Annotated in this window: 24 protein-coding genes; 11 read left to right on the forward strand and 13 right to left on the reverse strand. The window is 59.5% G+C overall.

Annotated elements, in window-relative coordinates; genetic code table 11:
- Positions 1-363 precede the first annotated feature (363 nt).
- The 3 genes from L6D82_RS15640 to L6D82_RS15650 all read left to right on the forward strand — a co-directional run bounded on the left by L6D82_RS15640 (position 364) and on the right by L6D82_RS15650 (position 1,574).
- Entirely contained in the window at positions 364-564 is a 201-nt protein-coding gene (locus L6D82_RS15640) for a hypothetical protein (RefSeq protein ID WP_236190259.1), read from the forward strand.
- A 96-nt stretch (positions 565-660) separates the two neighbouring features.
- Positions 661-1,065, forward strand: coding sequence for a hypothetical protein (locus tag L6D82_RS15645; protein WP_236190261.1), 405 nt, complete (start codon positions 661-663; stop codon positions 1,063-1,065).
- A 92-nt stretch (positions 1,066-1,157) separates the two neighbouring features.
- Positions 1,158-1,574: a ubiquitin family protein gene (locus L6D82_RS15650; protein ID WP_236190263.1), complete on the forward strand. Its 417-nt coding sequence runs from the start codon at positions 1,158-1,160 to the stop codon at positions 1,572-1,574.
- A 140-nt stretch (positions 1,575-1,714) separates the two neighbouring features.
- Here the strand turns inward: L6D82_RS15650 and L6D82_RS15655 are convergent, their stop codons facing one another.
- Entirely contained in the window at positions 1,715-2,758 is a 1,044-nt protein-coding gene (locus tag L6D82_RS15655) for an LLM class flavin-dependent oxidoreductase (RefSeq protein ID WP_007950451.1), read from the reverse strand.
- Between the two features lie 68 nt (positions 2,759-2,826).
- Positions 2,827-3,312, reverse strand: coding sequence for a flavin reductase family protein (locus L6D82_RS15660; RefSeq protein ID WP_236190265.1), 486 nt, complete (start codon positions 3,310-3,312; stop codon positions 2,827-2,829).
- A 325-nt stretch (positions 3,313-3,637) separates the two neighbouring features.
- On the opposite strand from L6D82_RS15660, the gene L6D82_RS15665 reads away from it, so the two are divergent.
- Complete coding sequence (locus tag L6D82_RS15665; RefSeq protein ID WP_236190275.1) at positions 3,638-5,044, forward strand: purine-cytosine permease family protein; 1,407 nt, start codon at positions 3,638-3,640, stop codon at positions 5,042-5,044.
- Positions 5,045-5,296: 252 nt separating this feature from the next.
- Positions 5,297-6,397: a polyamine ABC transporter substrate-binding protein gene (locus L6D82_RS15670; RefSeq protein WP_276574277.1), complete on the forward strand. Its 1,101-nt coding sequence runs from the start codon at positions 5,297-5,299 to the stop codon at positions 6,395-6,397.
- A gap of 41 nt (positions 6,398-6,438) precedes the next feature.
- Here L6D82_RS15670 and L6D82_RS15675 read toward each other — a convergent pair whose 3' ends face one another.
- Entirely contained in the window at positions 6,439-7,416 is a 978-nt protein-coding gene (locus tag L6D82_RS15675; protein WP_085746219.1) for a TerC family protein, read from the reverse strand.
- Positions 7,417-7,608: 192 nt separating this feature from the next.
- Here L6D82_RS15675 and L6D82_RS15680 point away from each other — a divergent pair, with 192 nt between their 5' ends.
- The gene (locus L6D82_RS15680) at positions 7,609-8,559 is read left to right on the forward strand and encodes a Dyp-type peroxidase (RefSeq protein ID WP_219733706.1); all 951 of its coding nucleotides are present in this window, start codon (positions 7,609-7,611) and stop codon (positions 8,557-8,559) included.
- Between the two features lie 37 nt (positions 8,560-8,596).
- Here the strand turns inward: L6D82_RS15680 and L6D82_RS15685 are convergent, their stop codons facing one another.
- Entirely contained in the window at positions 8,597-10,309 is a 1,713-nt protein-coding gene (locus tag L6D82_RS15685) for an amidase (protein ID WP_236190277.1), read from the reverse strand.
- Positions 10,310-10,447: 138 nt separating this feature from the next.
- Positions 10,448-11,236, reverse strand: a complete 789-nt coding sequence (locus tag L6D82_RS15690; protein ID WP_085746222.1) for an AraC family transcriptional regulator — start codon at positions 11,234-11,236, stop codon at positions 10,448-10,450.
- An 84-nt stretch (positions 11,237-11,320) separates the two neighbouring features.
- Here L6D82_RS15690 and L6D82_RS15695 point away from each other — a divergent pair, with 84 nt between their 5' ends.
- Complete coding sequence (locus L6D82_RS15695; protein ID WP_085603035.1) at positions 11,321-12,319, forward strand: bile acid:sodium symporter family protein; 999 nt, start codon at positions 11,321-11,323, stop codon at positions 12,317-12,319.
- 3 nt (positions 12,320-12,322) lie between these two features.
- Here L6D82_RS15695 and L6D82_RS15700 read toward each other — a convergent pair whose 3' ends face one another.
- On the reverse strand, positions 12,323-13,243 hold the full coding sequence (locus tag L6D82_RS15700; protein ID WP_102718127.1) for a LysR family transcriptional regulator: 921 nt from the start codon (positions 13,241-13,243) through the stop codon (positions 12,323-12,325).
- A 129-nt stretch (positions 13,244-13,372) separates the two neighbouring features.
- On the opposite strand from L6D82_RS15700, the gene L6D82_RS15705 reads away from it, so the two are divergent.
- Positions 13,373-13,648 carry a DUF2798 domain-containing protein gene (locus tag L6D82_RS15705; protein WP_102718128.1) on the forward strand — a complete coding sequence of 92 codons (276 nt, stop codon included), beginning with the start codon at positions 13,373-13,375 and terminating at the stop codon, positions 13,646-13,648.
- A 12-nt stretch (positions 13,649-13,660) separates the two neighbouring features.
- On the opposite strand, the gene L6D82_RS15710 is transcribed toward L6D82_RS15705, so the two are convergent.
- Complete coding sequence (locus L6D82_RS15710) at positions 13,661-14,266, reverse strand: LuxR C-terminal-related transcriptional regulator (RefSeq protein WP_102688313.1); 606 nt, start codon at positions 14,264-14,266, stop codon at positions 13,661-13,663.
- A 113-nt stretch (positions 14,267-14,379) separates the two neighbouring features.
- On the opposite strand from L6D82_RS15710, the gene L6D82_RS15715 reads away from it, so the two are divergent.
- On the forward strand, positions 14,380-16,017 hold the full coding sequence (locus L6D82_RS15715) for an ATP-binding response regulator (protein WP_236190283.1): 1,638 nt from the start codon (positions 14,380-14,382) through the stop codon (positions 16,015-16,017).
- On the opposite strand, the gene yecR is transcribed toward L6D82_RS15715, so the two are convergent.
- The 6 genes from yecR to L6D82_RS15745 all read right to left on the reverse strand — a co-directional run bounded on the left by yecR (position 15,989) and on the right by L6D82_RS15745 (position 21,873).
- Positions 15,989-16,297, reverse strand: coding sequence for a YecR family lipoprotein (yecR, locus tag L6D82_RS15720; protein WP_236190285.1), 309 nt, complete (start codon positions 16,295-16,297; stop codon positions 15,989-15,991). The genes L6D82_RS15715 and yecR overlap by 29 nt on opposite strands.
- 60 nt (positions 16,298-16,357) lie before the next feature.
- Entirely contained in the window at positions 16,358-16,672 is a 315-nt protein-coding gene (locus L6D82_RS15725) for a hypothetical protein (protein WP_039766904.1), read from the reverse strand.
- A 503-nt stretch (positions 16,673-17,175) separates the two neighbouring features.
- Positions 17,176-17,469, reverse strand: coding sequence for a hypothetical protein (locus L6D82_RS15730; protein ID WP_236190287.1), 294 nt, complete (start codon positions 17,467-17,469; stop codon positions 17,176-17,178).
- 657 nt (positions 17,470-18,126) lie between these two features.
- Positions 18,127-19,305: a cystathionine gamma-synthase gene (locus L6D82_RS15735; RefSeq protein ID WP_085746225.1), complete on the reverse strand. Its 1,179-nt coding sequence runs from the start codon at positions 19,303-19,305 to the stop codon at positions 18,127-18,129.
- Entirely contained in the window at positions 19,302-20,678 is a 1,377-nt protein-coding gene (locus L6D82_RS15740; protein ID WP_039766899.1) for a pyridoxal-phosphate dependent enzyme, read from the reverse strand. Before L6D82_RS15740 ends, L6D82_RS15735 begins: the two co-directional genes overlap by 4 nt.
- A 259-nt stretch (positions 20,679-20,937) precedes the next feature.
- Positions 20,938-21,873 (reverse strand): Ppx/GppA family phosphatase, encoded by a 936-nt coding sequence (locus L6D82_RS15745; protein ID WP_236190289.1) that lies wholly within the window; start codon positions 21,871-21,873, stop codon positions 20,938-20,940.
- A gap of 294 nt (positions 21,874-22,167) precedes the next feature.
- On the opposite strand from L6D82_RS15745, the gene L6D82_RS15750 reads away from it, so the two are divergent.
- A complete protein-coding gene (locus L6D82_RS15750) occupies positions 22,168-22,428 on the forward strand; it encodes a ParD-like family protein (RefSeq protein ID WP_011334623.1) in 261 nt (86 codons plus the stop codon).
- Positions 22,425-23,216 (forward strand): type I methionyl aminopeptidase, encoded by a 792-nt coding sequence (gene map, locus L6D82_RS15755; protein WP_236190299.1) that lies wholly within the window; start codon positions 22,425-22,427, stop codon positions 23,214-23,216. Before L6D82_RS15750 ends, map begins: the two co-directional genes overlap by 4 nt.
- The last annotated feature ends 144 nt before the right edge of the window (positions 23,217-23,360 follow it).

The raw sequence follows: 23,360 nt of genomic DNA on the forward strand, positions 1-23,360 counted from the left end.
AGTTATAACTTGTTAATGACGTTGGCGAAGTCTTCGCGTCCCGGAGCAAAGAATATAGTGATCACTTTTTTTTAACGTAGGTGGTTTGGAAATAAGGGGGTGGTGGTGGTTTGACACAGTTCATGGATCTTTATGTGTCGGGGGTTGAAGGCGGGCTGGATTGTATTCGGTATGAGCTGATTGATGAGGATGACGAGAAAATTGCCTCTGATTTTTACTCCTTCAAATAGCCCGGCGAAGAGTAGTGTAGAGTGGAATAGCCTGTGAAATGCCAGGAAAAATGTGCGGATTTATTCGATTTTATATATCTGTCCACTTTTGATTGCTACTAATCATGTTCCCTACGCATGCCAGGATGTAAATATGTCTATCGTTCAGAAGGGTGTTGTTGTCGCTGGCGAATATTCTGGTTGGAGTATTTTTGTTGTTGATGACAGTGATGGCGACACTGCTGGGTATTATCTTTACTTAAAAAGTGATGCCGAGGGGTTTGATTACTGGTTTGAGTATGAGGCCGGGCTTCAAGCTCAGCTAGCTGATTTTGAAGTGAAGTGGATGGATTGATATACGAAGGGCGAAAAAATTTAAAAAAAAGGGGTCGCGTAATAGCAAGAGTGGAGGAGTGACTAATTAATTTATTACTATGCCGCCGAGGACAAAATGATAAATAATTTGGTTTGGCTAGAGAGTCTCAAAGATTCGTTTTCTTCAACTGGCTTAGATTGTGAAGATCTTTACCATTTGATAGAGGCTGCTACGGTTAGAGGGAAGACTAATTTTCCAGCGTTTATTCACGACGCTTCGCGGGGGTATGGATTTTCAGTGAGTGAAGGCTTTTTTTACTCCCTTGATCAGGACTGGGATGATCCAGAAAATTTTGGTGAGGTCTGTTTCTTTTTGGGCGAAGTGGAGACTTCAAACATTCCGGTGGCTGACTACGTTTTCCTTATGATAATTGCAGCTGATATTTACTCTTATTTCTATCCAGACGAAAGGGTTAGTGTTTTAAGATCTGCTGAAAAATTAGAGGAGCGTTACTCAAAAAAAGGCTTTAAGTCTAGTTGAATGTTTTTTTAGATTAGAAAAGGTACGGGTTTATTTGGTTTAATAAATATGTCCCGTTTTGTGTCAATCCATTCATTCATTCAGGTGCAAGAATGATTAAGCAGTCTTCGTACTACAGCAATCTTCCAGATTCAATGTCCGTCGATGACTTGCGTGAAGAGTTTCTTTATCTTGTCGGTGGAGTGCATGCCTATAAACAGAAAGCCGTTTTTATGGAAAATCTCCTGGAGCTAAGCGATAGGCAGTGGCATACATATACAGGTTTGTGTGAGGAGTTAAAAAAGAAAGTTGAGGGGGTTCTGATCTCTTCGTGGGACGGCTTTGATTTCGATGCGGCTGATGCAGCAATTAGCGTTTGTTCGCGTCTTGGGCTCGTGAGCTTTTTTGAGTTTATGAAGAATCAAAGCGCGCTCGATATGTCACCGGATGTTTTTGCGCAAATCAAAAGCGCAATCGTCGAGTTTGGCAGCGATGTTGGTAATCCATATAACGGTATGCCAGTCGAATGAGCTGAAGGGTAGGTGACTTCACTCTGCTCCACCCAACCTCAAAATTTAGCGCCAAGAAAAAGAATAAGCTTCCGAAGCGTTGCACAAAAAAACGCCCTGGATTCTCAGGGCGTTTTTGGCAGATACAATCAGCAGAGTGGTTAACGAAACGCCGGCACCACATGCTTGATAAACAACTCCAGCGACTTCTTCTTCTCCGCATGCGGCAAGCTGTTGTCACACCAGAAACTGAACTCATCCACCCCGAGTTCCTGGTAGTACTTGATTCGCGGAATGATCTCTTCCGGCGTGCCGATCATGGCCGTCTTGTGCAGGCTCTCCAGCTCAAACTCTGGCCGTCCGGCAAATTTCTCTTCCGGGCTCGGCGCCAGGAAGCCGTTCACCGGCACTTCTTTGTTGCCGAACCACGCATCGAACGTGCGATAGAAACGTGAGATGGCTTTCGCGCCCACCTTCCAGCCTTCCGGGTCATCCGCCGAGTGCACGTGGGTATGACGCAGCACCATCAATTGTGGACGCGGCACATCCGGGTTGTTGTCCAGGGCAGTCTGGAACTTGTTTTTCAGGTCGAGGACTTCTTCGTCGCCCTTCATCAGCGGCGTGACCATCACGTTGCAGCCGTTGGCCACGGCGAAGTTGTGTGAGTCCGGGTCGCGGGCGGCGATCCACATCGGCGGGTTTGGCTTCTGGATCGGTTTCGGCACGCTGGTGGAGGTGGGGAATTTCCAGATCTCGCCGTTGTGGGCGTAGTCGCCTTGCCACAGCGCGCGCACCACCGGGACCATTTCCCGCAGCGCTTGACCACCGCTTGAGGCGGGCATGCCGCCGGCCATGCGATCGAATTCCACCTGATAGGCGCCACGCGCCAGGCCCACTTCCATCCGGCCATTGCTGATCACGTCGAGCAAGGCGCATTCACCGGCGACCCGCAGCGGGTGCCAGAACGGCGCGATGATGGTGCCGGCGCCCAGGTGAATGGTGGTGGTTTTGGCCGCGAGGTAGGCCAGCAACGGCATCGGGCTCGGCGAGATGGTGTATTCCATCGCGTGGTGTTCGCCGATCCACACGGTGCTGAAACCGCCGGCCTCGGCCATCAACGTCAGTTCGGTCAGGTCTTCGAACAGTTGACGGTGGCTGACGCTTTCGTCCCAGCGCTCCATGTGTACGAACAGGGAAAATTTCATGACGCTACCTCGAATCTCTTGGGAGTCGGCCGGTCGCTTGCCGGCCTGTTTAAGTGCAATCGTGCGGGTCAGGCGAAGGCGGGCAGGGTGCCCATCTTGCCGTGGCAGTACACCAGCGGGCCGGCGTCCTGCTGAGGGACGATGAGGTTTTTCACCGCGCCGACCATGATCGCGTGGTCGCCGCCTTCGTATTCGCGCCACAGCTCACATTCGATGATAGCTGTCGCGTTGGCCAGGATCGGGTTGCCCAGTTCGCTCAGCCTCCACTCGATGCCCTGTGCCTTGTCCTTGCCTTTGCGGGCGAAGGCATAGGCTTCGCTCTGCTGACCGCCGGACAGCACGTGAATGGCAAAACGTTTGTTCTTGATCAGGACGGGGTAGGAATCGGAACTGTAGTTGGGGCAGAACAGCACCAGGGCCGGGTCCATCGACAGCGAACTGAAGGCGCTGGCGGTCAGGCCGACGATCTGGCCGTCGTCATCCAGCGTGGTGATGACGGTAACGCCGGACGGGAACGAGCCCATGACTTGTTTGTAGACGGCAGCATCGATCATTGGTCAATCCTCGAGTGCGGTGAAGCGTGTTTTTATGTGTTTATGGGTCTGATGGTATACCGTAATACATCGATTGCAAGCGCTTTTTTGGTGAAACGATAAACGTGGTTCATCCGTTGGAAACTCAGCATTTACGGGGCTTTGCTCTAGCCGTAAACGCTGGCTATCAGGGAGGATGCCGGATCAGATGCCGTCGCAAACAGCGGATCAGTCTTGTGAAAATTTTGGAATACCATAATATGGTCTGCATCTGAGGGGCGGCCACGAAGCACCCCCGGTTTGGCTTCATACAACGATAAGAACAGACCCAATCGAGTTCATTTATATGTCCCAGATGTCCCGGCAAGATCCGTTGATCGAGAATCACACGGTCGACTACGTCCCACTCGCGGAACGCCACGGGAAGGCCCGCGACCTGTTCACCCTATGGTTCAGCACCAACATTGCGCCACTGCCGATAGTCACCGGCGCGATGGTGGTCCAGGTGTTTCATCTCGACCTGTTCTGGGGGTTGCTGGCGATTGCGCTGGGGCACATGATCGGCGGTGTGGTGATCGCCCTGGCGTCGGCGCAAGGCCCGCGCATGGGCATTCCGCAAATGGTCCAGAGCCGTGGCCAGTTCGGGCGTTACGGTGCGCTGTTGATCGTGTTCTTCGCGGCGATCATCTATATCGGCTTCTTCATTTCCAACATCGTGCTGGCCGGCAAATCCATCGTCGGTATTGCGCCGTCGGTGCCGGCGCCGTTGAGCATTCTGATCGGCGCCCTCAGCGCCACGGCCATCGGCGTGATTGGCTACAACTTCATTCACACGCTCAACCGCATCGGCACCTGGGTGATGGGCAGCGCGCTGCTGGCCGGGTTCATCTACATCTTTGCCCATGAGTTGCCGGCGGACTTCTTAACCCGTGGCAGCTTCAATCTTTCGGGATGGCTGGCGACGGTGTCGCTGGGGATCATCTGGCAGATCAGCTTTTCGCCGTACGTCTCCGACTATTCCCGTTACCTGCCGGCGGACATCGGGATCGGCAGACCATTTATCGCGACTTATCTAGGCGCCACGCTGGGCACGATACTGTCGTTCACCTTCGGCGCGGTGGCGGTGCTGGCAACCCCGGAAGGCACCGAAGCGATGGCGGCGGTCAAGCAGTCCACCGGTTGGCTGGGGCAGATTCTGATGGTGCTGTTCCTGCTCAATATCATCAGCCACAACGCGCTGAATCTGTATGGCGCGGTGCTGTCGATCATCACCTCGATCCAGACCTTTGCCAGCCAATGGACGCCGAGCATCAAGGTGCGGGTGATCTTGTCGAGCGTGGTGCTGGCGGGCTGCTGCGTGGTGGCGCTGGGCGCATCGGCGGATTTCATTTCCGAGTTCATCGGGCTGATTCTGGCGTTGCTGCTGGTACTGGTGCCATGGGCGTCGATCAACCTGATCGACTTCTATCTGATCAAGCGCGGCAGTTACGACATCGCCTCGATCTTCCGCGCTGATGGCGGCATTTATGGGCGTTTCAACCTGCACGCAATCATTGCCTACTTCATCGGCATCATCGTGCAGCTGCCGTTTGCCAACACGTCGTTGTATGTCGGGCCGTACGCCAACTTGGTGGAAGGTGCAGACCTGTCGTGGCTGGTCGGCCTGATCGTGACATGCCCGCTGTATTACTGCCTTGCGACCCGTGGGCAGACGCAGCACAGCAGGGCGGCGCGGTTGGGTTTTACCGACTGAGGGTTCGCAGGCGGTTCAAACAATGCCCGGCACTTCGTCGGGCATTGTTGTTTCCGCATTCCGGCGGTCATGCAAATTGGCCATTTCGATCCCCTTTTGGCCAACGGGCTACTGTGCCGCGTCTACGCTGTCAGGAAGAATCGAAGCCACAACTAGATGCTGCACCTTCCTTGCCCTTGGCTGATTTGCAAGCCGCTGCCGTGTACAGAACATAAAAACCATCGACTCACGCTGCATTCGGGGAAACACAACATGGTCACGATGAAACGCATTCTGGGCGCCACTGTTTGCGGGCTGACGCTGCTGGCCAGCGCCGTACAGGCCGAACAGCGCGAACTGCGGGTGTACAACTGGGCGGATTACATCCTGCCTTCGGTGCCCAAGGATTTCGCCGCCAAAAGCAACATCAAAGTGACCTGGGACACCTTCGACACCAATGAATCCCTCGAAGCCAAACTGCTGACCGGCAACTCCGGCTATGACCTGGTGGTGCCGTCGAACCAGTTCCTCGATACCCAGATCAAGGCCGGCGTGTTCCAGAAACTCGACAAGTCCAAGTTGCCGAACTGGAGTCACCAGGACCCGGCGCTGCTCAAGCTGCTCGACGCCAACGACCCCGGCAACCAGTACGGCGTGCCCTACATGGTCGGCACGGTGCTGATCGGTTTCAACCCGGCCAAGGTCAAGGCGGCGCTCGGCGAGAATGCGCCAGTGGACAGTTGGGATCTGGTGTTTAAACCGGAGAACATGGAGAAGCTGAAATCATGTGGCGTGGCGATGCTCGATTCGCCATCGGAAATCCTGCCGCAGGCCCTGCATTACCTGGGCCTGGACCCGAACAGCCAGAACCCGGCCGACTATGAGAAAGCCAAGGACCTGATGCTCAAGGTTCGCCCTTACGTCACCTACTTCAACTCGGCCAAGTACATGACCGACATCGCCAACGGCGACATCTGCGTGGCCATCGGTTACTCCGGCAGCTTCTACCAGTTCGGCAACCGCGCCAAAGAGGCGGGCAACGGCGTGGTGGTCGACTGGCGCCTGCCGAAGGAAGGCGCGCCGATCTGGTTCGACACCTTCGCCATTCCGAAGAGCGCGAAGAACGTCGAAGAGGCCCACGAGTTCCTCAACACCTTGCTCGATCCGAAGGTCATCGCTTCGATCAGCGACTTCCTCGGCTACCCGAATGCCAACAAGGATTCGCTGCCGCTGATCAACAAGGAAATCACCGGCAACCCGAACCTGACGCCGACCAGCGAAGCACTGAAGAAACTTTACGTGGTGCAGCCGTTGCCGCAGAAACTGGAGCGGGTGCGGACCCGGGTGTGGACCAGTATCAAGTCGGATAAATAAGCTCAAAGCCGAGGGAGCGAATCCGTTCGCTCCCTCGGCCGTTATTTCGCCTGACTTTCTTCAGGCGACTTGTCCTTCGTCAGGATCAGACTCAGCACCACCGACGCCAGAATTAGCCCGCCAACAATCGCCAGCGACCACTCCACCGGCATGTGAAACCACGGCATCACCGTCATTTTCCCGCCGATGAACACCAGCACCAGCGCCAGCCCATACTTGAGCAGATGAAAACGGTCGGCCATGTCCGCCAGCAAAAAGTACAGTGCCCGCAGCCCCATGATCGCGAAGATGTTCGAGGTGAAAATGATGAAAGGATCGGTGGTCACCGCGAAAATCGCCGGGATGCTGTCGACCGCGAACATCAGGTCGCTGGCCTCGATCAGCACTAGCACCAGAAACATCGGCGTGGCCCAGCGCACACCGTTCTGCAGCACGAAAAAACGCTCGCCGTGAAAGCCGTTGGTGATCCGCAGATGCCCGCGCACCCAGCGCAGGAGCGGGTTGTTATCGAGGTCCGGTTGCTGCTCGGCGAACACCAGCATCTTGATCCCGGTGATGATCAGGAACACGCCGAACACATACAGCAGCCAGGTGAACTGCGACACCAGCCATACGCCGGCAAAGATCATCGCTGCGCGCATCACGATCGCCCCGAGCACGCCGTACAGCAGCACCCGGCGCTGCAACTCCGGCGGCACGGCGAAGTAGCTGAAGATCATCACGAAGACGAACATGTTGTCGATCGAAAGCGACTGCTCGATCAGGTAACCGGTGAGGAATTCCAGGGTCTTGACCTTGGCGATTTCGGGCCCGAATTCGCCGTTGAGATACCACCAGAGCAACCCGGCGAAGGCCATCGCCAGCATGCACCAGGCGATCACCCAGGATGAGGCTTCCCGTACCGAAACCCGATGCGCCTTGCGCCCACCGAAGACGAACAGGTCGACGGCCAGCATGGCGAGGACAAAAACGATGAAGGCGACCCACATCCAGGGTTCGCCGATGTTGATGGGGTGCATGCCGTTCTCCCTGTCTTTATGTTTTTCGGGGTAGACGGGGCCATGCTAGTAGGAGCCTTCCGGCAAAGAAAAATCGTTTATTTCGTGGGTATTGTTCGTGAATAACGAAGTGTCGGTCGACACGGGCAGAGCGCGGGTAATACTTCATTCAGCACTTCTTTGCTAACCTCGCTGTCGAGTCAGTCCACCACTTTGGGAGCTACGATCATCGACACGCCAGATCCTCAAGCCGTCTGCAGCCCGATCACCAGCGCTGCCATATTCATCGTGGCGACCCTAAACGCCGAGGCCGAAGCCGCCGAAAAAGTCCGCGGCTGGTGCGCCGATATCGCAGGGCTGACGCGCTCGGTTGGCAAGCGCGTTCCTTCGGGCAACCTATCCTGCGTCTGTGGTTTTTCGTCCAGCGCCTGGGATCGCCTGTTCGGCAGTCCGCGCCCGGCGTCCTTGCATGACTTTCGCGAGTTCGGTGTGGAAGGGCGCCGCGCTGTTTCCACTCCTGGCGATCTGTTGCTGCACATTCGTGCCGATCAGATGGATCTGTGTTTCGAGCTGGCGACGCAGTTGCTGTCGGCGCTGGATGGCGCCGTGACGGTGACCGACGAGGTGCAGGGTTTCCGCTATTTCGACATGCGCAGCATCATCGGTTTTGTCGACGGCACGGAAAATCCGGTCGGCCGAAAGGCCGAGCATTTCACCCTCGTGGGCGATGAAGATCAGGTGTTTAGTGGTGGCAGTTACGTGCTGGTGCAGAAGTATCTGCACAACATGAAGGCATGGAATGAGTTGCCGGTCGAAGCTCAGGAACGGGTGATCGGGCGCACCAAACTGTCCGATATCGAACTGGATGATTCGGTCAAACCGAGCAATTCCCACAGCGCGCTGACGACCATCACCAAGGACGGCGAAGAGGTGAAAATCCTGCGCGACAATATGCCGTTCGGCCGGCCCGGTGCGGGGGAGTTCGGCACTTATTTCATTGGCTACGCGCGTTCGCCGGAGCCGCTGGAACAGATGCTGGAGAACATGTTTGTCGGCAAGCCGCCGGGCAACTACGACCGGTTGCTGGACTTCAGCACGGCGGTCACCGGCAGTCTGTTTTTCGTGCCTTCGGCGGATTTGCTGGAAGAGTTGGCAGAGCGATAAAAAAACGGCGGGATCAATCGATCCCGCCGTTTTGCATTTACTTGCCTGCCGCCAGCGCTGGCGTGCGTGGTGGCACCAGACGCATGGAACCGGTCGCCTCAAACGCCGCTGCCAGACGCAGCAACGTCGAGTCGTCATAGGCGCGACCGGCAAACGTCAATCCCACCGGCATGCCGATGTCGGCCATCACGCCCATCGGCACGGTGACGGTCGGCACGCCGAGGTGGCGGATTGCGAGGTTGCCGTTGGCGACCCAGATGCCGTTGCTCCAGGCGATGTCCGCCGAAGCCGGGTTGACGTCAGCGTCGGCCGGACCCACGTCGGCGTTGGTTGGGAACAGCACAGCGTCGAGGCCGAGTTTATCCATCCAGTCTTCGAGGTCGAGCTTGCGGGTCTTCTCCAGACCGCGCAGGCCGTCCGGCAACGTCGGGATCTGATCCCACGGCGTGATGCCGCGTTCGGCCATGCGCACGTATTCGTCCATGCCGGCAGCGAGGTCGCCTTCACGGTTGGGCAGGGTGCCCGGGTCGTGCGGGAAGATTTTCGGCCCGTCGACGTCTGCCAGACGGTTGAGTTTCGGGTCGCCGTTGGCGCGCAGGAAATCATCGAAGGCCCAGGCCGACAGGTCCCACAGTTCGTGGTGCATGAACTCTTTGGAGACGATGCCGCGATTGAACACGGTCGGCGCACCCGGACGATCGCCTTCGCAGTTGGAGACCAGCGGGAAATCCACTTCAATCACTTCGGCGCCGGCGGCTTCGAGGGCCTGACGCGCCTGTTTCCACAAATCGATCACCGAAGCGCGGGTGTTGATGCGTTGCCCGGTCGGGCCGCCGATGCCCGGCTCGTCGCTGGTGCCGGCCTCCGGGTCGGCGTTGATGTACATGCGCGGCACGCCCAGGCGTTTGCCGGCCAGTGCATCACTTTTCACGGCGAGTTCAAGGTAGGAAGCAGGGCGCACCGAGGCGACGCTCGGGATCGGCACCCAGGGTTGCAGGCGCCACAGGTCGCCACGGGTGTCGGTGTCTTCGGCGACGACTACGTCGAGCACTTCCAGCAGGTCGGCCATGGTGCGGGCGTACGGCACCACCACGTCCATGGTCGGCGTCAGCGGCCAGTTGCCGCGTACCGAAATTACCCCGCGCGACGGGGTGTAGGCGCACAGGCCGTTGTTCGAGGCAGGGCCGCGACCGCTCGACCAGGTTTCTTCCGCCAGACCAAATGCCGAGAAGCTTGCAGCGGTGGCAGTGCCGGCACCGTTCGACGAGCCGGAAGCAAACGGCGCGGTCAGGTAGTCAGCGTTGTACGGGCTTTCGGCGCGGCCATAGACGCCACGCTGCATCCCGCCATTGGCCATCGGCGGCATGTTGGTCTTGCCCAGGCAGATCGCACCGCCCGCCCGCAGGCGCTCGATGGTGAACGCGTCGCGCTGGGCAACGAGATCGGCGAAGGCCGGGCTGCCGGACGCGGCGGTCAGGCCTTTGACCAGATAGCTGTCCTTGGCGGTGTAAGGGATGCCGTCCAGCGGGCCGAGGGTTTCGCCCTTGGCGCGACGGGCATCGGAAGCTTGCGCTTCTTTCAGTGCTTCAGGGTTGCGCACGATCACTGCGTTCAGGGCAGTGGCGGTGTCCGGGCCGTCAAAGGCGTCGATGCGCGCCAGGTAGGCCTGGACCAGTTCAACCGCGGTGGTCTGGCCGGATTCGAGCGCCGCGCGCAATTGGGCAATGGAAACTTCAGTGACTTCGATCATGCTGTTACCGCCGACAGGTTCGCTAAAGGGTGGTTGATCATTGTTATCGTCGAAAGATGTCAAAGATTCTTGATGGGCGAAACTCTACCCTGAAATTTGTCCAATGGCATGCATAAAGTCGATAAATATCGGTTAATTTCATCGGAAAAACTCTCCCGGTGTCTCGCCGAACTGTTGGCGAAACGCCGCGATAAACGCCGACGTCGAGTCATAACCACAGGCCAAAGCCACGTCGGTGACGCGTTCGCCGCGTTCCAGCGGTGTCAGCGCACCCAGCAAACGCAGGCGCTGGCGCCAAGTGCGGAAGGTCAAACCGGTGTCGCGCAGGAACAGCCGAGTCAGAGTTTTCTCGGTCACGCCGAATTTTTCACTCCAGTGCGCCAGGGTGGTCTGCTGTTCCGGATGTTGCTCCAGGCTCTGATAGATCTGACGCAAACGACTGTCTTGCGGCAGTGGCAGCATCAGATCGATGGGCGGAGCATCGGCGAGTTGATCGAGGATTACCTGAGCCAGGCGCCCGTGCGGGCCGCTCTGGTCATATTCGACAGGTATCTGACTGAAGGCCCGGATCAGCTCACGCAAAAGATCACTGACGCCGAGCACATGACACCGCTCCGGTGCCCAACTGGCGACGCTGCAATCGATGTACAGGCTGCGCATTTCCGTGTGCGGCGAACTGAATACCCGATGCGGCATGCCCGCCGGAATCCACACCGCACGCTCCGGCGGCGCAACGAAACGACCGACGGCGGTCTGCACTTCGAGCACGCCCTGGATCGCGTAGGACAACTGCACCCACGGATGACTGTGACGGCGGGTCAACGCGCGATTGGGCAGAGATTCGGTACGTCCGTACAGCGGACGCGGCAGGCTGGGCAGCCCGGGAATGCTGCGTCTGACGCTCTTGTCGTGTCCTTTTGGCGGCATCTGTGGTTTCTTCGGCGTTAGTCGGTAAATTCCAGTCACGTTAGAGTCGCTGCCACGTACTGGCAACCCCCGGATGAACAAACCATGACGCGCCCACGATTTTTGCCCGACAACTTCACCCTGACCCTGATCGGCGTGGTGCTGCTGGCCAGCTTCCTGCCCGCCAGCGGCCAGGTCGCGACCGGTTTCGGCTGGCTGACCAACATCGCCATCGCGCTGCTGTTTTTCCTGCACGGTGCCAAGCTGTCTCGCGAATCGATCATCGCTGGCGCCGGCCACTGGCGCCTGCATTTGCTGGTGTTCGGCCTGACTTTTGTCCTGTTCCCGCTACTGGGGCTGGCGCTCAAACCGCTGTTGTCGCCGCTGATCGGTGATCAGCTGTACATGGGCATGCTGTACCTGTGTGCGCTGCCGGCCACGGTGCAATCGGCGATTGCCTTCACGTCGCTGGCACGGGGCAATATTCCGGCGGCGATCTGCAGCGCGGCGGCGTCCAGCCTGTTCGGGATTTTCCTCACGCCGCTGCTGGTGACGCTGCTGCTGAACGTCCACGGCGACGGCGGCTCGACCCTCGACGCAATCGTGAAAATCAGTGTGCAACTGCTGCTGCCGTTCATTGCCGGTCAGATCGCCCGTCGCTGGATCGGCGCCTGGGTCGGTCGCAACAAGAACTGGCTGAAGTTCGTCGATCAGGGCTCGATTCTGCTGGTGGTCTACGGTGCGTTCAGCGAAGCGGTGAACGAGGGCATCTGGCACCAGATTCCGGTGATCGAACTGCTGGGGCTGGTCGTGGCGTGCTGCGTCCTGCTGGCGCTTGTGCTGCTGGCGTCCACAGTGCTGGGCAAACTGTTCGGTTTCAATCTGGAAGACCGCATCACCATTCTGTTCTGCGGCTCGAAAAAGAGCCTGGCCACCGGTGTGCCGATGGCGCAGGTGTTGTTCGCCGGCAGCACGATTGGCGTGCTGATTCTGCCGCTGATGCTGTTCCATCAGATTCAACTGATGGTCTGCGCAGTGCTGGCGCAGCGCTATGCGAAACGCCAGGAATCGGTGCCTGAACTGATGGCGCAGGTTGATCCTTGATCCTCATCGAGCGGGCCAGCGGGTATGCAGGAACTCCTGCAAAAATTCGGTGAAGGCCTTGACCTTGGAAGTCATGGCGGCGCGCTCCTGCACACAGGCATAGATCTCGAGCGGCGCGGCGCTGGCAAAGGTCGAGCCGCCCGGTTCGAATAAAGAGACCAGTTGACCACTCTCCAGATAGGGCGCGGCAACGAATTCCGCCAGTCGGGTGATCCCGGCACCATGAGCAGCCATTTGCGCCAGGGCGTCGATATCGTCGCTGATGGCGGTCGCATTGATCCCAGCCTCAAAGCGCTGACCCTGCTCAACGAACCACCAGCGCAGTAACCGTCCGTCCAGCGGATAGCGAAACGCCAGGCAGGCGTGTTGCTGAAGATCCGCCGGAGTCGACGGGCGACCGGCCTTTTGCAGATAGTCAGGGCTGGCGCAAATCACGAACGGTACCGTCGCAACCTTGCGCGCGATGATGCCGTCTTCCAGTTGCGGCTCAATGCGCAGACTCAAGTCGATACCTTCGTGGAGGTGATTGATTTTGCGGTCGGACGTCGAGAGCTCAAGCGTCAACTGCGGGTAGCGTTCGGCGAAACCGGCAATGACCGGGGCCAATACATGGCGCCCGAACCCGGCGGTGGAGGCGATACTCAAGTGTCCCTGGAGTTGCGTCTGCGCGTGGCTGATGGCGCTCTGCGCGGACTCCAGATCGAGCGCGATACGTTTTACTTTCTCGAAATACACCGAACCGCTCTCCGTCAACGCCATGCTGCGGGTGGTGCGTTGCAGCAGGCGTGTGTCGAGGTGATTCTCAAGACGACCAAGGGTCTGACTGACGGCGGCGGCACTCACCCCGAGGGTTTTGGCGGCCCCGACAATCGATCCCGCCTCAACGACTTTGATAAAACAATCGATTGCACCCAAGAGGTTCATGCGTGGATCCTGGCAAAGAAAATTCATAAGATTTTGTTTATAAAGTGCTCACGGCAATCAGTCTAGTTACGGGGTGGCAGACTTGTTAGGGTGCTCGGCGCCTATCCACTTCGGTCAACAAGGACTGACATGAATCAGAGACTCTCTCCAAGAAACACAGTATTCAGCCCGCGCAAGCTGTCGGCCCGTGCCATGCCGTACATATTCGCGTTGTACATGGCGATCATCATGGCGTTTCTGATGTCGCTGGTAATCACCGCCTCCAATTTCGGAATTGATGCCGATTACCTTAGCAATACGCTGCACGCCTACAAACTGGCGATGCCCGTGGCGTTTCTGTGCATTCTCGTGGTCCGGCCGATTGTGGTGAAACTGGTAGCACTGACCGTCCACCCGCAAGGCTGAACTGGAGGCAGGCTACAAGGCTCCGGAATATTTCACCGCCGCCGCTGCCCGCGACGGCACGTTGAGCACCCGCAACAACGACGACACATGAATCCGCACCGTGAACGGCGAAATATCCAGTTCACGGGCGATTTCCTTGTTGGTCTTGCCTTGGGCGATCAGCCGCAGCACCTCTTGCTGACGCGGGGTGAGGGCGGTGCCGGTGTCCAGCGGCAGCAGGCCGGACGGGGCGAATTTCACCAGTACCTCACCTTCACGAATCGCCCGGATCGCCTGACCCATCTCATCGGGTGCGATGTTCTTGCCGATGAAACCATCGATGCCGGCCGCCATGACGTCGCCGATCAGCGCCTCGTCATCGACCATCGACACCACGATCAGCGTGGTTCGCGGCAAACGTCGGCGCAGTTCCGCGAGCTGGCTGACACAGGTCAGGCCGGGAAAACGCAGGTCGAGGATCAAGGTGTCGGGCTCATCACCGGCCGGCAGCAGGGCGAGCACGGCGTCGAGGTCGCCAGCTTCTTCGATCAGGGCTTCGGGCAGCAGACGCTGGACGGTGCGCAGCAACGCTTCGCGAAACAACGGGTGATCGTCGGCTATGATGATTCGGCACGCCATGGCGCAACCCTCCCTGGGTCTGCATTGCTCATGGCATGCACCTTAGCATCGGGCGAAGGCATTGCCTGTTGATTCGTGCGTTTATGACGACTGCTGCACAAGGACGTTCCCCCATGAAGTTCGAAAAGAACACCGAGCTTGACCAGGCCAATCTGCGCATCATCATCGCCAGCATCGCGCTGGTTTACATGGCCGTGCTCGGTTTCCTGCCGGGCCAGCGCTTCGATACCTATCTGCCGGTGGTCACTTACATTTCCCTGTTTTTGCTGGCCTCCGTCGTGCTGCGCCAGGCCATCGTGCGCTGGCCGGGACATTATCCGGCGCGGCGGATTTTCGGCATGCTTCACGATTACACCGGCACCAGTTTCGGGCTGGTGGTCGGCGGCGAGGCGGCGTTGCCCATTTATGCCGTCATGGTCTGGGTCAATCTCGGTAACGGCATGCGCTACGGCTCGCGCTACCTGGCGATCGCCACGGTGCTGGCGTTGCTGGCGCTGCTGGCGGTCTATCGGTTGACGCCGTACTGGCAGGCGCAACCGTTCATGGTGTTGATGCTGATGATCACCAGCACGGTGATTCCGGTGTATGCGCACTTGCTGCTGGAACGCACGCGCAAGGCATCGGAAGAAGCGGTCGCCGCCAATCTGGAAAAGTCGCGTTTCCTGGCCCAGGCCAGCCATGACCTGCGTCAGCCGATCCACTCCATCGGGTTGTTTACCGCGTGCCTGCGCGAGTCGCGGCTGGGCGAAGAGGAGCGGCGGCTGGTGGACAGCATCGACCGCTCGCTGCTCAACGTGTCGCAGCTGTTTCGCTCGATTCTCGATCTCTACACCCTCGACAACGGGCGGATTCTGCCCCGCTTGCAGACGCTTGAGCTGGGTGAATGGCTGGCGGATCTGATCCGCCAGAATGCCGAAGCTGCACGCTGGGCAGGTGTGGAGCTGCGTTTGCGGCCTTGCGAGCACTGGGTGCGCACCGATCCGGCGTTGCTCGCGACGATGGTGCAGAACGTGCTCTCCAATTGCTTCAAATACGGCGCGCACCGGCCGGTGCTGATCGGTGTGCGCAAGCGCGGCGCGGGGGTGGCCATCGCGATCTATGACCGCGGTAACGGCATCGCCGAAGAGCATTTGCCCAAGGTGTTCGAGGAGTTTTATCGGGTGCGCCAACTGCGGGACAAGGACGTTGAAGGGGTGGGTCTGGGGCTGTCGATTGTCCGGCGTCTGGGGCAATTGATCGGTGTCGACGTCGCGATCCGCTCACGGCTGGGGCATGGCACGGCGGTGACCTTGCATGGACTGCCACTCGCGCCGCCGCAGGTGCCTGTCAATCGTGAGGAGGCACGGCAAGTCGGGCTACTTACGGGGTTGAAAGTTTGTCTGGTGGAGGATGATCGCAACGTTCTGTTGGCGACCTCGGCGTTGCTCGAACGGTGGGGCTGCGTTGTGCAGGCCGAGCTGAGCGGGCAGGGCATGGTCACCGACTGCGACATCATCGTTGCCGACTATGACCTCGGTTCCCACAGTACCGGCATCGAGTGCATCGACGAGGTTCGCCGTCAGCGCGGTTATGCGGTGCCGGCCATGATCATCACCGGGCATGACATCGAAAAAATCCAGGCGGCCCTGCATGATCGGCAGATCGCCATTCTGTCCAAGCCGGTACGCCCGGCCGAGCTGCGCGCGACCTTGCGTGCGCTGCGCGACCGGCAGACCGAAGTGGTCAGCGCTTACACAGATAGTCCTGCGTGATGGTGGTTTGCAGGCAGTTGTACTGACCCATGGTGCGGCAGATGTTTTTCTCCGAGCCCGATACTTCGGCGCTCTTGTAGCCCCAGACTTTGCAACGGTCTTCAGCCGTGGCCAACCCTTGAGCGGCGGAAGTTTGCCCGCTCTCGAACTGGCCCAGTTCATAGGAGACCTGGACAACGCCGTCGGTCTTGCTGCCGCCGGTGGCTTCCCATTGTTTTGGAGTGGCGCAACCGGTGAGAACGACGGCCGCGAGGCTGAGGGTGGCGATGAGTGTTTTCATGATCGAACGGAATCCTTTACCGGATGAGAAGAGGCACTGGAACGGTTTTTCTGCGCCGGATTACTGGTACGGAATCGGCGAAGCGCCTTTGGGCAGGCAAGACAGCGGAGGCGTCATGATGCCCATGCTGGCCACCGCGATGATCGCGCCGCTGGGCAGCTCGCAGTTGTATTCGCCGGCGGCGGTGTAGGCGGTGTAGTAGGTCAGGGTGCTGTCATTGCGGATGTTGCCGATCTTGGTGACGGGTTGGCCGATAACAGTCTGGGCGCGTTCGCGCATGCTGTCTTCGGTGGGTTTGGCGGTCTGGCAACCGCTGGCGCCGAGGAGCAGGGCACCGAGAACCGTGATCTTGGCGAGGCTGAGCTGCAGTTTCATGGTGTTTCTTCCTTGGTGTTGTTGTTTTTCCAGGCACAACGATCCCGCGCACTGCACAGCGGCAATGCTGGGAAGCGTCGGGGGTTGCGAGGGAATATAACGCCAGGGATCGGGGTGGTCGATTAGCACAAATGTGCTAGTACGGCGCAACCAGCGGTGGGCTGGTTGCGCCGATAGCGGTTATTGAGGACTGTTGAACTGGTCCGAATAGCTGCCGCTCATGAGGGCGGAAGCCACCTGGTCGGAGCCGACGCCTGCGCGGGAATAGGCGAGCCGGTTGGCACCGACTTTGTCTGCGCCATCGGCGGCGAGGGCGCCGGCGCCGACGTGGTCGGAGCCGTCAGAAGCTACTGCGCCGGCGCCGACATGGTCGGAACCGTCAGAGGCGACCGCTCCAGCGCCAACATGATCGGAACCGTCAGAGGCAACGGCCCCAGCACCTACGTGATCGGCGCCGTCAGAGGCGACTGCACCTGCACCAACGTGATCGGCGCCGTCAGAAGCTACAGCTCCAGCGCCAACGCGATCCGCGCCATCAGAGGCGACAGCGCCTGCACCGACATGATCGGAACCGTCAGAAGCAACGGCCCCTGCGCCGACATGGTCTGAGCCGTCAGAGGCAACTGCTCCGGCGCCGACGTGATCCGCGCCATCAGAGGCGACAGCGCCTGCGCCGACATGATCGGAGCCGTCTGAAGCAACGGCGCCAGCACCGACATGATCTGCGCCATCAGATGCGACTGCACCAGCGCCAACATGATCGGCACCATCAGAAGCAACCGCCCCCGCACCCACATGATCCGCCCCATCCGACGCCAATGCCTGCGCCTTCGCAGCCCAGACATTGGGCATTGCCACCGTTGCCGCAACTGCCAGGACGAGGCCCGGCCAAAGCGTGTGCTTCATGATTTTCTCCACGCCCCATCAGCCAAACAGCAACCGAGCGTTACCCGTCATTCGTTCATTGACGGAAGGCTCGTCGGCCCGGGGTCAACCAGATTGGTGAATGGCACGGGGGCACCGGAAGGTGCACGGGTGTCGACGGTTTACAGGAAATCTGGACAGCGAACTGAAAAGTATAGTTCGCCCTCGGCGGAAGGCAGGCTGAAGGGTCGTGAAGGCGATAGTCGGTTCGCTTCCTTGAAGGCCTGCGCTAGAAAACAATCAGTCTAAAAACCGCGTAGCGCAATGTAGCGTGTTCGCTAGGCTCAAGAATGTAGGCGAAGACGCAGACTGATGCGCAAGCGGATAGCGAGGAAGCGTTGGGCGCGTTCCGAAGGGTACACGGTTAGAAAGAACCCCGCGCTGGGTTCCAGCCCTTATGCCGTGTGAAGCAGCAGAGCACATTGCCTGTACTGTGGGAGTCCTGAGAAACCTCGTAAGCCAGAGACCAGCACTGGCCGCCTACTCAAACACCAAAGCCCGCCTCGTGCGGGCTTTGACGTTCTCGGGCCTTAGATACTGGCCAACGCCTGCGCCAGATCCGCACGCAGGTCTTCGATGTCCTCGACACCCACCGACAGACGCACCAGGCTGTCACCGATGCCGAGCTTGGCACGGGTTTCCGCCGGGATGGTCGCGTGAGTCATGATCGCAGGGTGCTCGATCAGACTTTCCACACCGCCGAGGCTTTCGGCCAGAGCGAAGATCTGCACGTTCTCCAGGAAGCGCCGAGCGCCCGCCAGATCACTGTTCAGATCCAAGGAAATCATCCCGCCGAAACCACGCATCTGACGCTTGGCCAGTTCGTGCTGCGGGTGGGATTCCAGACCCGGGTAGTAGACGCGTTTGACCTGCGGCTGCTGCTCCAGCCAGCGCGCCAGCTCCAGTGCGTTGCTGCAATGACGCTCCATACGCAGCGCCAGCGTCTTCACGCCGCGCAGGGTGAGGAACGCGTCGAACGGGCCGGAGATGGCGCCGACAGCGTTCTGCAGGAAACCCAGACGCTCGGCCAGCGCAGGATTGTCACCGACCACCGCGATCCCGCCGATCACGTCGGAGTGACCGTTCAGGTATTTGGTGGTCGAGTGCAGCACGATGTCGAAACCCAGTTCCAGCGGCCGCTGGATCCACGGGCTGGCGAAGGTGTTGTCGGCCACGCAGATGATTCCGCGGGCCTTGCAGATGCGCGCGATGGCGGTGAGGTCGGATAGGCTCAGCAACGGGTTGGTCGGCGTTTCCACCATGACCATACGTGTGTCGTCCTGCAACGATGCTTCGAACGCCGACAGGTCGGCCAGATCGACGTAGCTGAACCGATGCCCGGCACTGCGCTGGCGCACCTTGTCGAACAGGCGGAACGTGCCGCCGTACAGGTCATTGCCGGAGACGATGTGTGACCCGGCGTCGATCAGCTCGAGCACGGTGGAAATGGTTGCCAGCCCGGACGCGAAGGCGAACGCCTGGGTGCCGCCCTCCAGATCCGCCACGCAACGCTCCAGGGCAAATCGCGTCGGGTTGTGCGAGCGGCCGTAGTCAAACCCCTTGTGCACGCCGGGGCTGTCTTGCAGGTAGGTGGAGTTGGCGTAGATCGGCGGCATCAGCGCACCGGTGGTCGGGTCCGGCGTTTGCCCGGCGTGGATCACGCGGGTGGCGAAGCCCTGTTGACGGGCGTTCTTGTCGTGCTGGCTCATGCCAGGGATCTCCGTAATTGATTGAGCATGTCGACGCGGGTGATCAGGCCGTGGAAGCCTGACGCGTCGGCGATGATGGCCACCAGGCCGCTGCTGAGCACGGCTTCCAGTTCAGCCAGCGTGGCGCCGGGGGCGAGGGTTTGCAACTTGTCGGTCATCGCGCTGGCGACGGGTTTGCTGAAGAGCGAGGCGTCTTCGTGTACCCGCACCAGAATGTCCGACTCGTCGATCACGCCGACCAGTTGCTTGCCATCCACCAGCACCGGCAGTTGCGAAACATCTGCCAGGCGCATGCGCTGGAAGGCGGTCATCAGCGTATCGTCCGGTCCGACGCTGACGACTTTGCCGTCTTCGAAACGTCGGGCAATCAGGTCGCGCAGGTCGCCGTAGCGTTTGCGCTGCAGCAGGCCCTGATCGGTCATCCACTGGTCGTTGTAGACCTTCGACAGGTAACGGGTGCCGGTGTCGCAGACGAAGCTGACCACGCGTTTCGGCTCGGTCTGTTCGCGGCAATAACGCAGCGCGGCGGCCAGCAGGGTGCCGGTGGACGAGCCACCCAGAATGCCTTCGGCTTTCAGCAACTGACGGGCGTGATCGAAGCTCTCTTCGTCGCTGATCGAGTAGGCGCTGCGCACGCTCGACAGGTCGGTGATCGACGGAATGAAGTCTTCGCCGATGCCTTCCACCGCCCAGGATCCGGCGGTGCCCAAGTGCTTGCTGCGGCTGTATTCAGCCATCACCGAACCGACCGGGTCGGCCAGGACCATTTCAAGGTCCGGTTGCACGCGTTTGAAGAAACGGGTCAGGCCGGTCAGCGTGCCGGCCGAGCCGACGCCGACCACGATCGCGTCCAGGTCATGCTCGGTCTGGGCCCAGATTTCCGGCCCGGTGCTGCACTCGTGGGCCAGCGGGTTGGCCGGGTTGTTGAACTGGTCGGCGAAGAACGCGCCGGGAATGTCCTTGGCCAGACGCGCGGCGACATCCTGGTAGTACTCGGGATGACCCTTGCCGACATCGGAGCGGGTGATGTGCACTTCGGCGCCCATGGCCTTGAGGTGCAGGACTTTTTCGGTGGACATTTTGTCCGGCACCACCAGCACGACGCGGTAGCCCTTGGCGCGGCCGACCAGGGCCAGGCCCAGACCGGTGTTGCCGGCGGTGGCCTCGACGATCGTACCGCCCGGTTGCAGTCGACCATCGCGTTCAGCGGCGTCGATCATGGCCAGACCGATGCGGTCCTTGATCGAACCGCCGGGGTTCTGTGATTCGAGTTTGAGAAACAGGGTGCAGGGACCGGTATCGAAGCGGGTGACTTGTACCAGCGGCGTATTGCCGATCAGCCCAAGTACGGCAGGGCGTGAATCCTTTGACATCTCTTCACCTCTTTGTGGTGTTGATCGCGTTCCATTCGCGGGGAAAAAGCTCGCGTGCAACATAGGCTCTGACCTGAGCTGTCGCAACCTTTAAACGGCCGGAAATAAAGCCATTTCGATCTAACGATAGAACGAAATCGGAGAGGGGAAGGAAGTGATTTGCAGGGGTTTATACGCAGGCGTCATCGAGTATTGAAAGGGCGCCTTCGGCGTCACGAAGCGCTTGATCCGGCAGTGAAAATCCTGCAGCGAAAACCGCTCAGTGGTTGCTCATCAGACCGTGCAGCACACCCAGCCGCAAGCCGGGTTCGGACGGCACCATTTGCGAGATCCCGAACACTTTGAACGCTGCCAGCATGACCACCAGGCCGCCGGGCAGAATGCTCTGGCGGTGGGGTTGCAGGCCGGCCAGTTTCAGCTGTTGAACATTGCTGACTTCCAGCAGGCGCAACGACAACCGCAACAGGCCGCCGTAGGTGATGCCGCTCTCGCCATGATCGTTCAGGCGATTGGCCTTGAGCACTTTGGCGAGCATCCGTGCGGTGCCCGAAGAGCCGATCGTCTGCTGCCAGCCCTGAGCGCGATAACGGCGGGCGACTTTTTCGAATTGCAGAATGGCCACCCGTTCGGCCTCTTGTAGCGCACCCGCGGAAATCTCGCCGTTGCGAAAGTAACGCGTGCTCAAGGTGCCGCTGCCGAGGGCGATGCTTTCGGTCAGCAGCGGTTGCGAACCCTGGCCCAGAATCAGCTCGGTGGAACCGCCGCCAATGTCGACCACCAGACGCATGTCATCGGCGACCGGCAGAGTGTGGGCCACACCGGCGTACACCAGACGCGCTTCTTCATGGCCGGAAATCACATCGATGCGAAACCCCAGATGCCGTTCCGCGCTGGCCAGAAACAGCTGCGCATTGTCCGCCTCGCGCACCGCGCTGGTGGCCACCGCACGCACACGACCGGGCTCGAAACCGCGTAGCTTCTTGCCGAACCGCGCCAGCGCCTGCCAGCCGCGATCCAGCGCCATTTCATCCAGTGCCCGACCGTCGAAGCCTTCGGCCAGTCGTACCGGCTCGCGCAAGGTCTTGACCTCCTGAATCATGAAGCCCTTTCTGCTGCGCACCGACTGGCCGATCATCATGCGAAAGGCATTGGAACCGAGGTCGATGGCGGCAAACAGCGAGGTGTCTTCTTTCATGGGGATCCTTGCAAATCATCCGTCGGGAGGCGCGGGACGGTTTGCGAGGATTCTGCCGCGGGTTCGATGACAACCTGATGACGCGGGCGGGGCGGTTCAGTGAATTCATCGCTGTCATGACACTGTCATTATCGGCTGCCCATACTTGCCCCCAATACATCGCGTGCTTTTCATGATTCGGCTGCCTTCCGGGCAGCTTTTTTTTGCCCGCGATTTACCGGGCACGCAAATTTGCAATCCCGGGCGATGCACGATTAATATACGATCCATATACACTTCGTATCGGATATTGCCATGGGCATCGTAAAGATTTCAGAGGACATGCACGAGAATCTGCGCATCTCCAGCAACGCACTCAGCCGCTCGATCAACGCGCAGGCCGAACACTGGATGCGCATCGGCATGCTCGCCGAGCTGTATCCCGATCTTGATCACCACGCTATTTGCCGGTTGCTGATTCGCGCCGAACAGTCGGGTGGTCTGGATCTGCAGCAGGTCTGCGCACTGGCGGATGCCGCGCAGAACGCCTCGGTCAAAGAGGCGGCCAAGGCATGAGAAACCCGATCAAGATCAACACCCAGGCCGAAATCGCCCAATCCCGCGAGGCCGGCAGACTGGCCGCCGAGGTGCTGGCGATGCTGGTGCCGCACGTCAAGGCTGGCGTGACAACCGATCAACTCGACCAGTTGTGCAACGACTACATCGTCAATGTGCAGAAGGCGATACCGGCCAACGTCGGTTACCACGGCTTCCCGAAAACCGTCTGCGCGTCAGTCAACGAAGTGGTCTGCCACGGCATTCCTTCGAAGCGTGTGCTGAAGGACGGCGACATCGTCAACCTCGACATCGCGGTGATCAAGGACGGCTGGTTCGGCGACACCAGCCGCATGTACGTGGTCGGCGAGCCGACGCCCGAGGCGCGGCACCTGATCAAGACCACTTACGACGCGATGTGCGCCGGTATCCGCGTCGTTCGGCCGGGCGCCACGTTGGGTGACATCGGGCATGCGATCCAGACGTTGGCGGAGAAGGAAGGGTTCAGCGTGGTGCGCGAGTACTGCGGGCACGGGATCGGCAAGGTCTATCACGATGAACCGCAGGTGCTGCATTACGGTTATCCGGAGCAGGGCTTGAAGCTGAAGGCGGGGATGATTTTCACCATCGAGCCGATGCTCAATGCCGGCAAGCGGCATGTGAAAAGTCTGGCGGATGGCTGGACGGTGGTGACCAAGGATCAATCGTTGTCGGCGCAGTGGGAGCACATGATTGCGGTGACGGAAGACGGATTCGAAGTGTTGACCGCGTGGCCTGACGAAATTGAAGGTTTTGCGGCTATCAAGTGAGACCGAGTCGTCTGCTGGCCCTCACCCCAGCCCTCTCCCGGAGGGAGAGGGAGCCTACCGAGTTGTCTGGCGCACTACATCGACCTGAAAGACCGTGTTGATTGTGGATTCAAAGCAGCTCCTTCAGGTCGGCATATCTCTTCA

The sequence above is a fragment of the Pseudomonas paraglycinae genome, assembly GCF_021601625.1.
GTDB classification, from domain to species: Bacteria; Pseudomonadota; Gammaproteobacteria; order Pseudomonadales; family Pseudomonadaceae; genus Aquipseudomonas; species Aquipseudomonas paraglycinae.

What these genes read in the sequence shown, in the direction of transcription:
- L6D82_RS15640 (WP_236190259.1), top strand. Translation starts at nt 364, where the DNA reads ATGTCTATCGTTCAGAAGGGTGTTGTTGTCGCTGGCGAATATTCTGGT.
- L6D82_RS15690 (WP_085746222.1), bottom strand. Translation starts at nt 11,236, where the DNA reads ATGCCGCCAAAAGGACACGACAAGAGCGTCAGACGCAGCATTCCCGGG.
- L6D82_RS15700 (WP_102718127.1), bottom strand. Translation starts at nt 13,243, where the DNA reads ATGAACCTCTTGGGTGCAATCGATTGTTTTATCAAAGTCGTTGAGGCG.
- L6D82_RS15705 (WP_102718128.1), top strand. Translation starts at nt 13,373, where the DNA reads ATGAATCAGAGACTCTCTCCAAGAAACACAGTATTCAGCCCGCGCAAG.
- L6D82_RS15750 (WP_011334623.1), top strand. Translation starts at nt 22,168, where the DNA reads ATGGGCATCGTAAAGATTTCAGAGGACATGCACGAGAATCTGCGCATC.
- L6D82_RS15670 (WP_276574277.1), top strand. Translation starts at nt 5,297, where the DNA reads ATGGTCACGATGAAACGCATTCTGGGCGCCACTGTTTGCGGGCTGACG.
- L6D82_RS15650 (WP_236190263.1), top strand. Translation starts at nt 1,158, where the DNA reads ATGATTAAGCAGTCTTCGTACTACAGCAATCTTCCAGATTCAATGTCC.
- yecR (WP_236190285.1), bottom strand. Translation starts at nt 16,297, where the DNA reads ATGAAAACACTCATCGCCACCCTCAGCCTCGCGGCCGTCGTTCTCACC.
- L6D82_RS15675 (WP_085746219.1), bottom strand. Translation starts at nt 7,416, where the DNA reads ATGCACCCCATCAACATCGGCGAACCCTGGATGTGGGTCGCCTTCATC.
- L6D82_RS15655 (WP_007950451.1), bottom strand. Translation starts at nt 2,758, where the DNA reads ATGAAATTTTCCCTGTTCGTACACATGGAGCGCTGGGACGAAAGCGTC.
- L6D82_RS15745 (WP_236190289.1), bottom strand. Translation starts at nt 21,873, where the DNA reads ATGAAAGAAGACACCTCGCTGTTTGCCGCCATCGACCTCGGTTCCAAT.
- L6D82_RS15685 (WP_236190277.1), bottom strand. Translation starts at nt 10,309, where the DNA reads ATGATCGAAGTCACTGAAGTTTCCATTGCCCAATTGCGCGCGGCGCTC.
- L6D82_RS15695 (WP_085603035.1), top strand. Translation starts at nt 11,321, where the DNA reads ATGACGCGCCCACGATTTTTGCCCGACAACTTCACCCTGACCCTGATC.
- L6D82_RS15710 (WP_102688313.1), bottom strand. Translation starts at nt 14,266, where the DNA reads ATGGCGTGCCGAATCATCATAGCCGACGATCACCCGTTGTTTCGCGAA.
- L6D82_RS15715 (WP_236190283.1), top strand. Translation starts at nt 14,380, where the DNA reads ATGAAGTTCGAAAAGAACACCGAGCTTGACCAGGCCAATCTGCGCATC.
- L6D82_RS15730 (WP_236190287.1), bottom strand. Translation starts at nt 17,469, where the DNA reads ATGTGGGTGCGGGGGCGGTTGCTTCTGATGGTGCCGATCATGTTGGCG.
- L6D82_RS15725 (WP_039766904.1), bottom strand. Translation starts at nt 16,672, where the DNA reads ATGAAACTGCAGCTCAGCCTCGCCAAGATCACGGTTCTCGGTGCCCTG.
- L6D82_RS15735 (WP_085746225.1), bottom strand. Translation starts at nt 19,305, where the DNA reads ATGAGCCAGCACGACAAGAACGCCCGTCAACAGGGCTTCGCCACCCGC.
- L6D82_RS15665 (WP_236190275.1), top strand. Translation starts at nt 3,638, where the DNA reads ATGTCCCAGATGTCCCGGCAAGATCCGTTGATCGAGAATCACACGGTC.
- L6D82_RS15645 (WP_236190261.1), top strand. Translation starts at nt 661, where the DNA reads ATGATAAATAATTTGGTTTGGCTAGAGAGTCTCAAAGATTCGTTTTCT.
- map (WP_236190299.1), top strand. Translation starts at nt 22,425, where the DNA reads ATGAGAAACCCGATCAAGATCAACACCCAGGCCGAAATCGCCCAATCC.
- L6D82_RS15740 (WP_039766899.1), bottom strand. Translation starts at nt 20,678, where the DNA reads ATGTCAAAGGATTCACGCCCTGCCGTACTTGGGCTGATCGGCAATACG.
- L6D82_RS15660 (WP_236190265.1), bottom strand. Translation starts at nt 3,312, where the DNA reads ATGATCGATGCTGCCGTCTACAAACAAGTCATGGGCTCGTTCCCGTCC.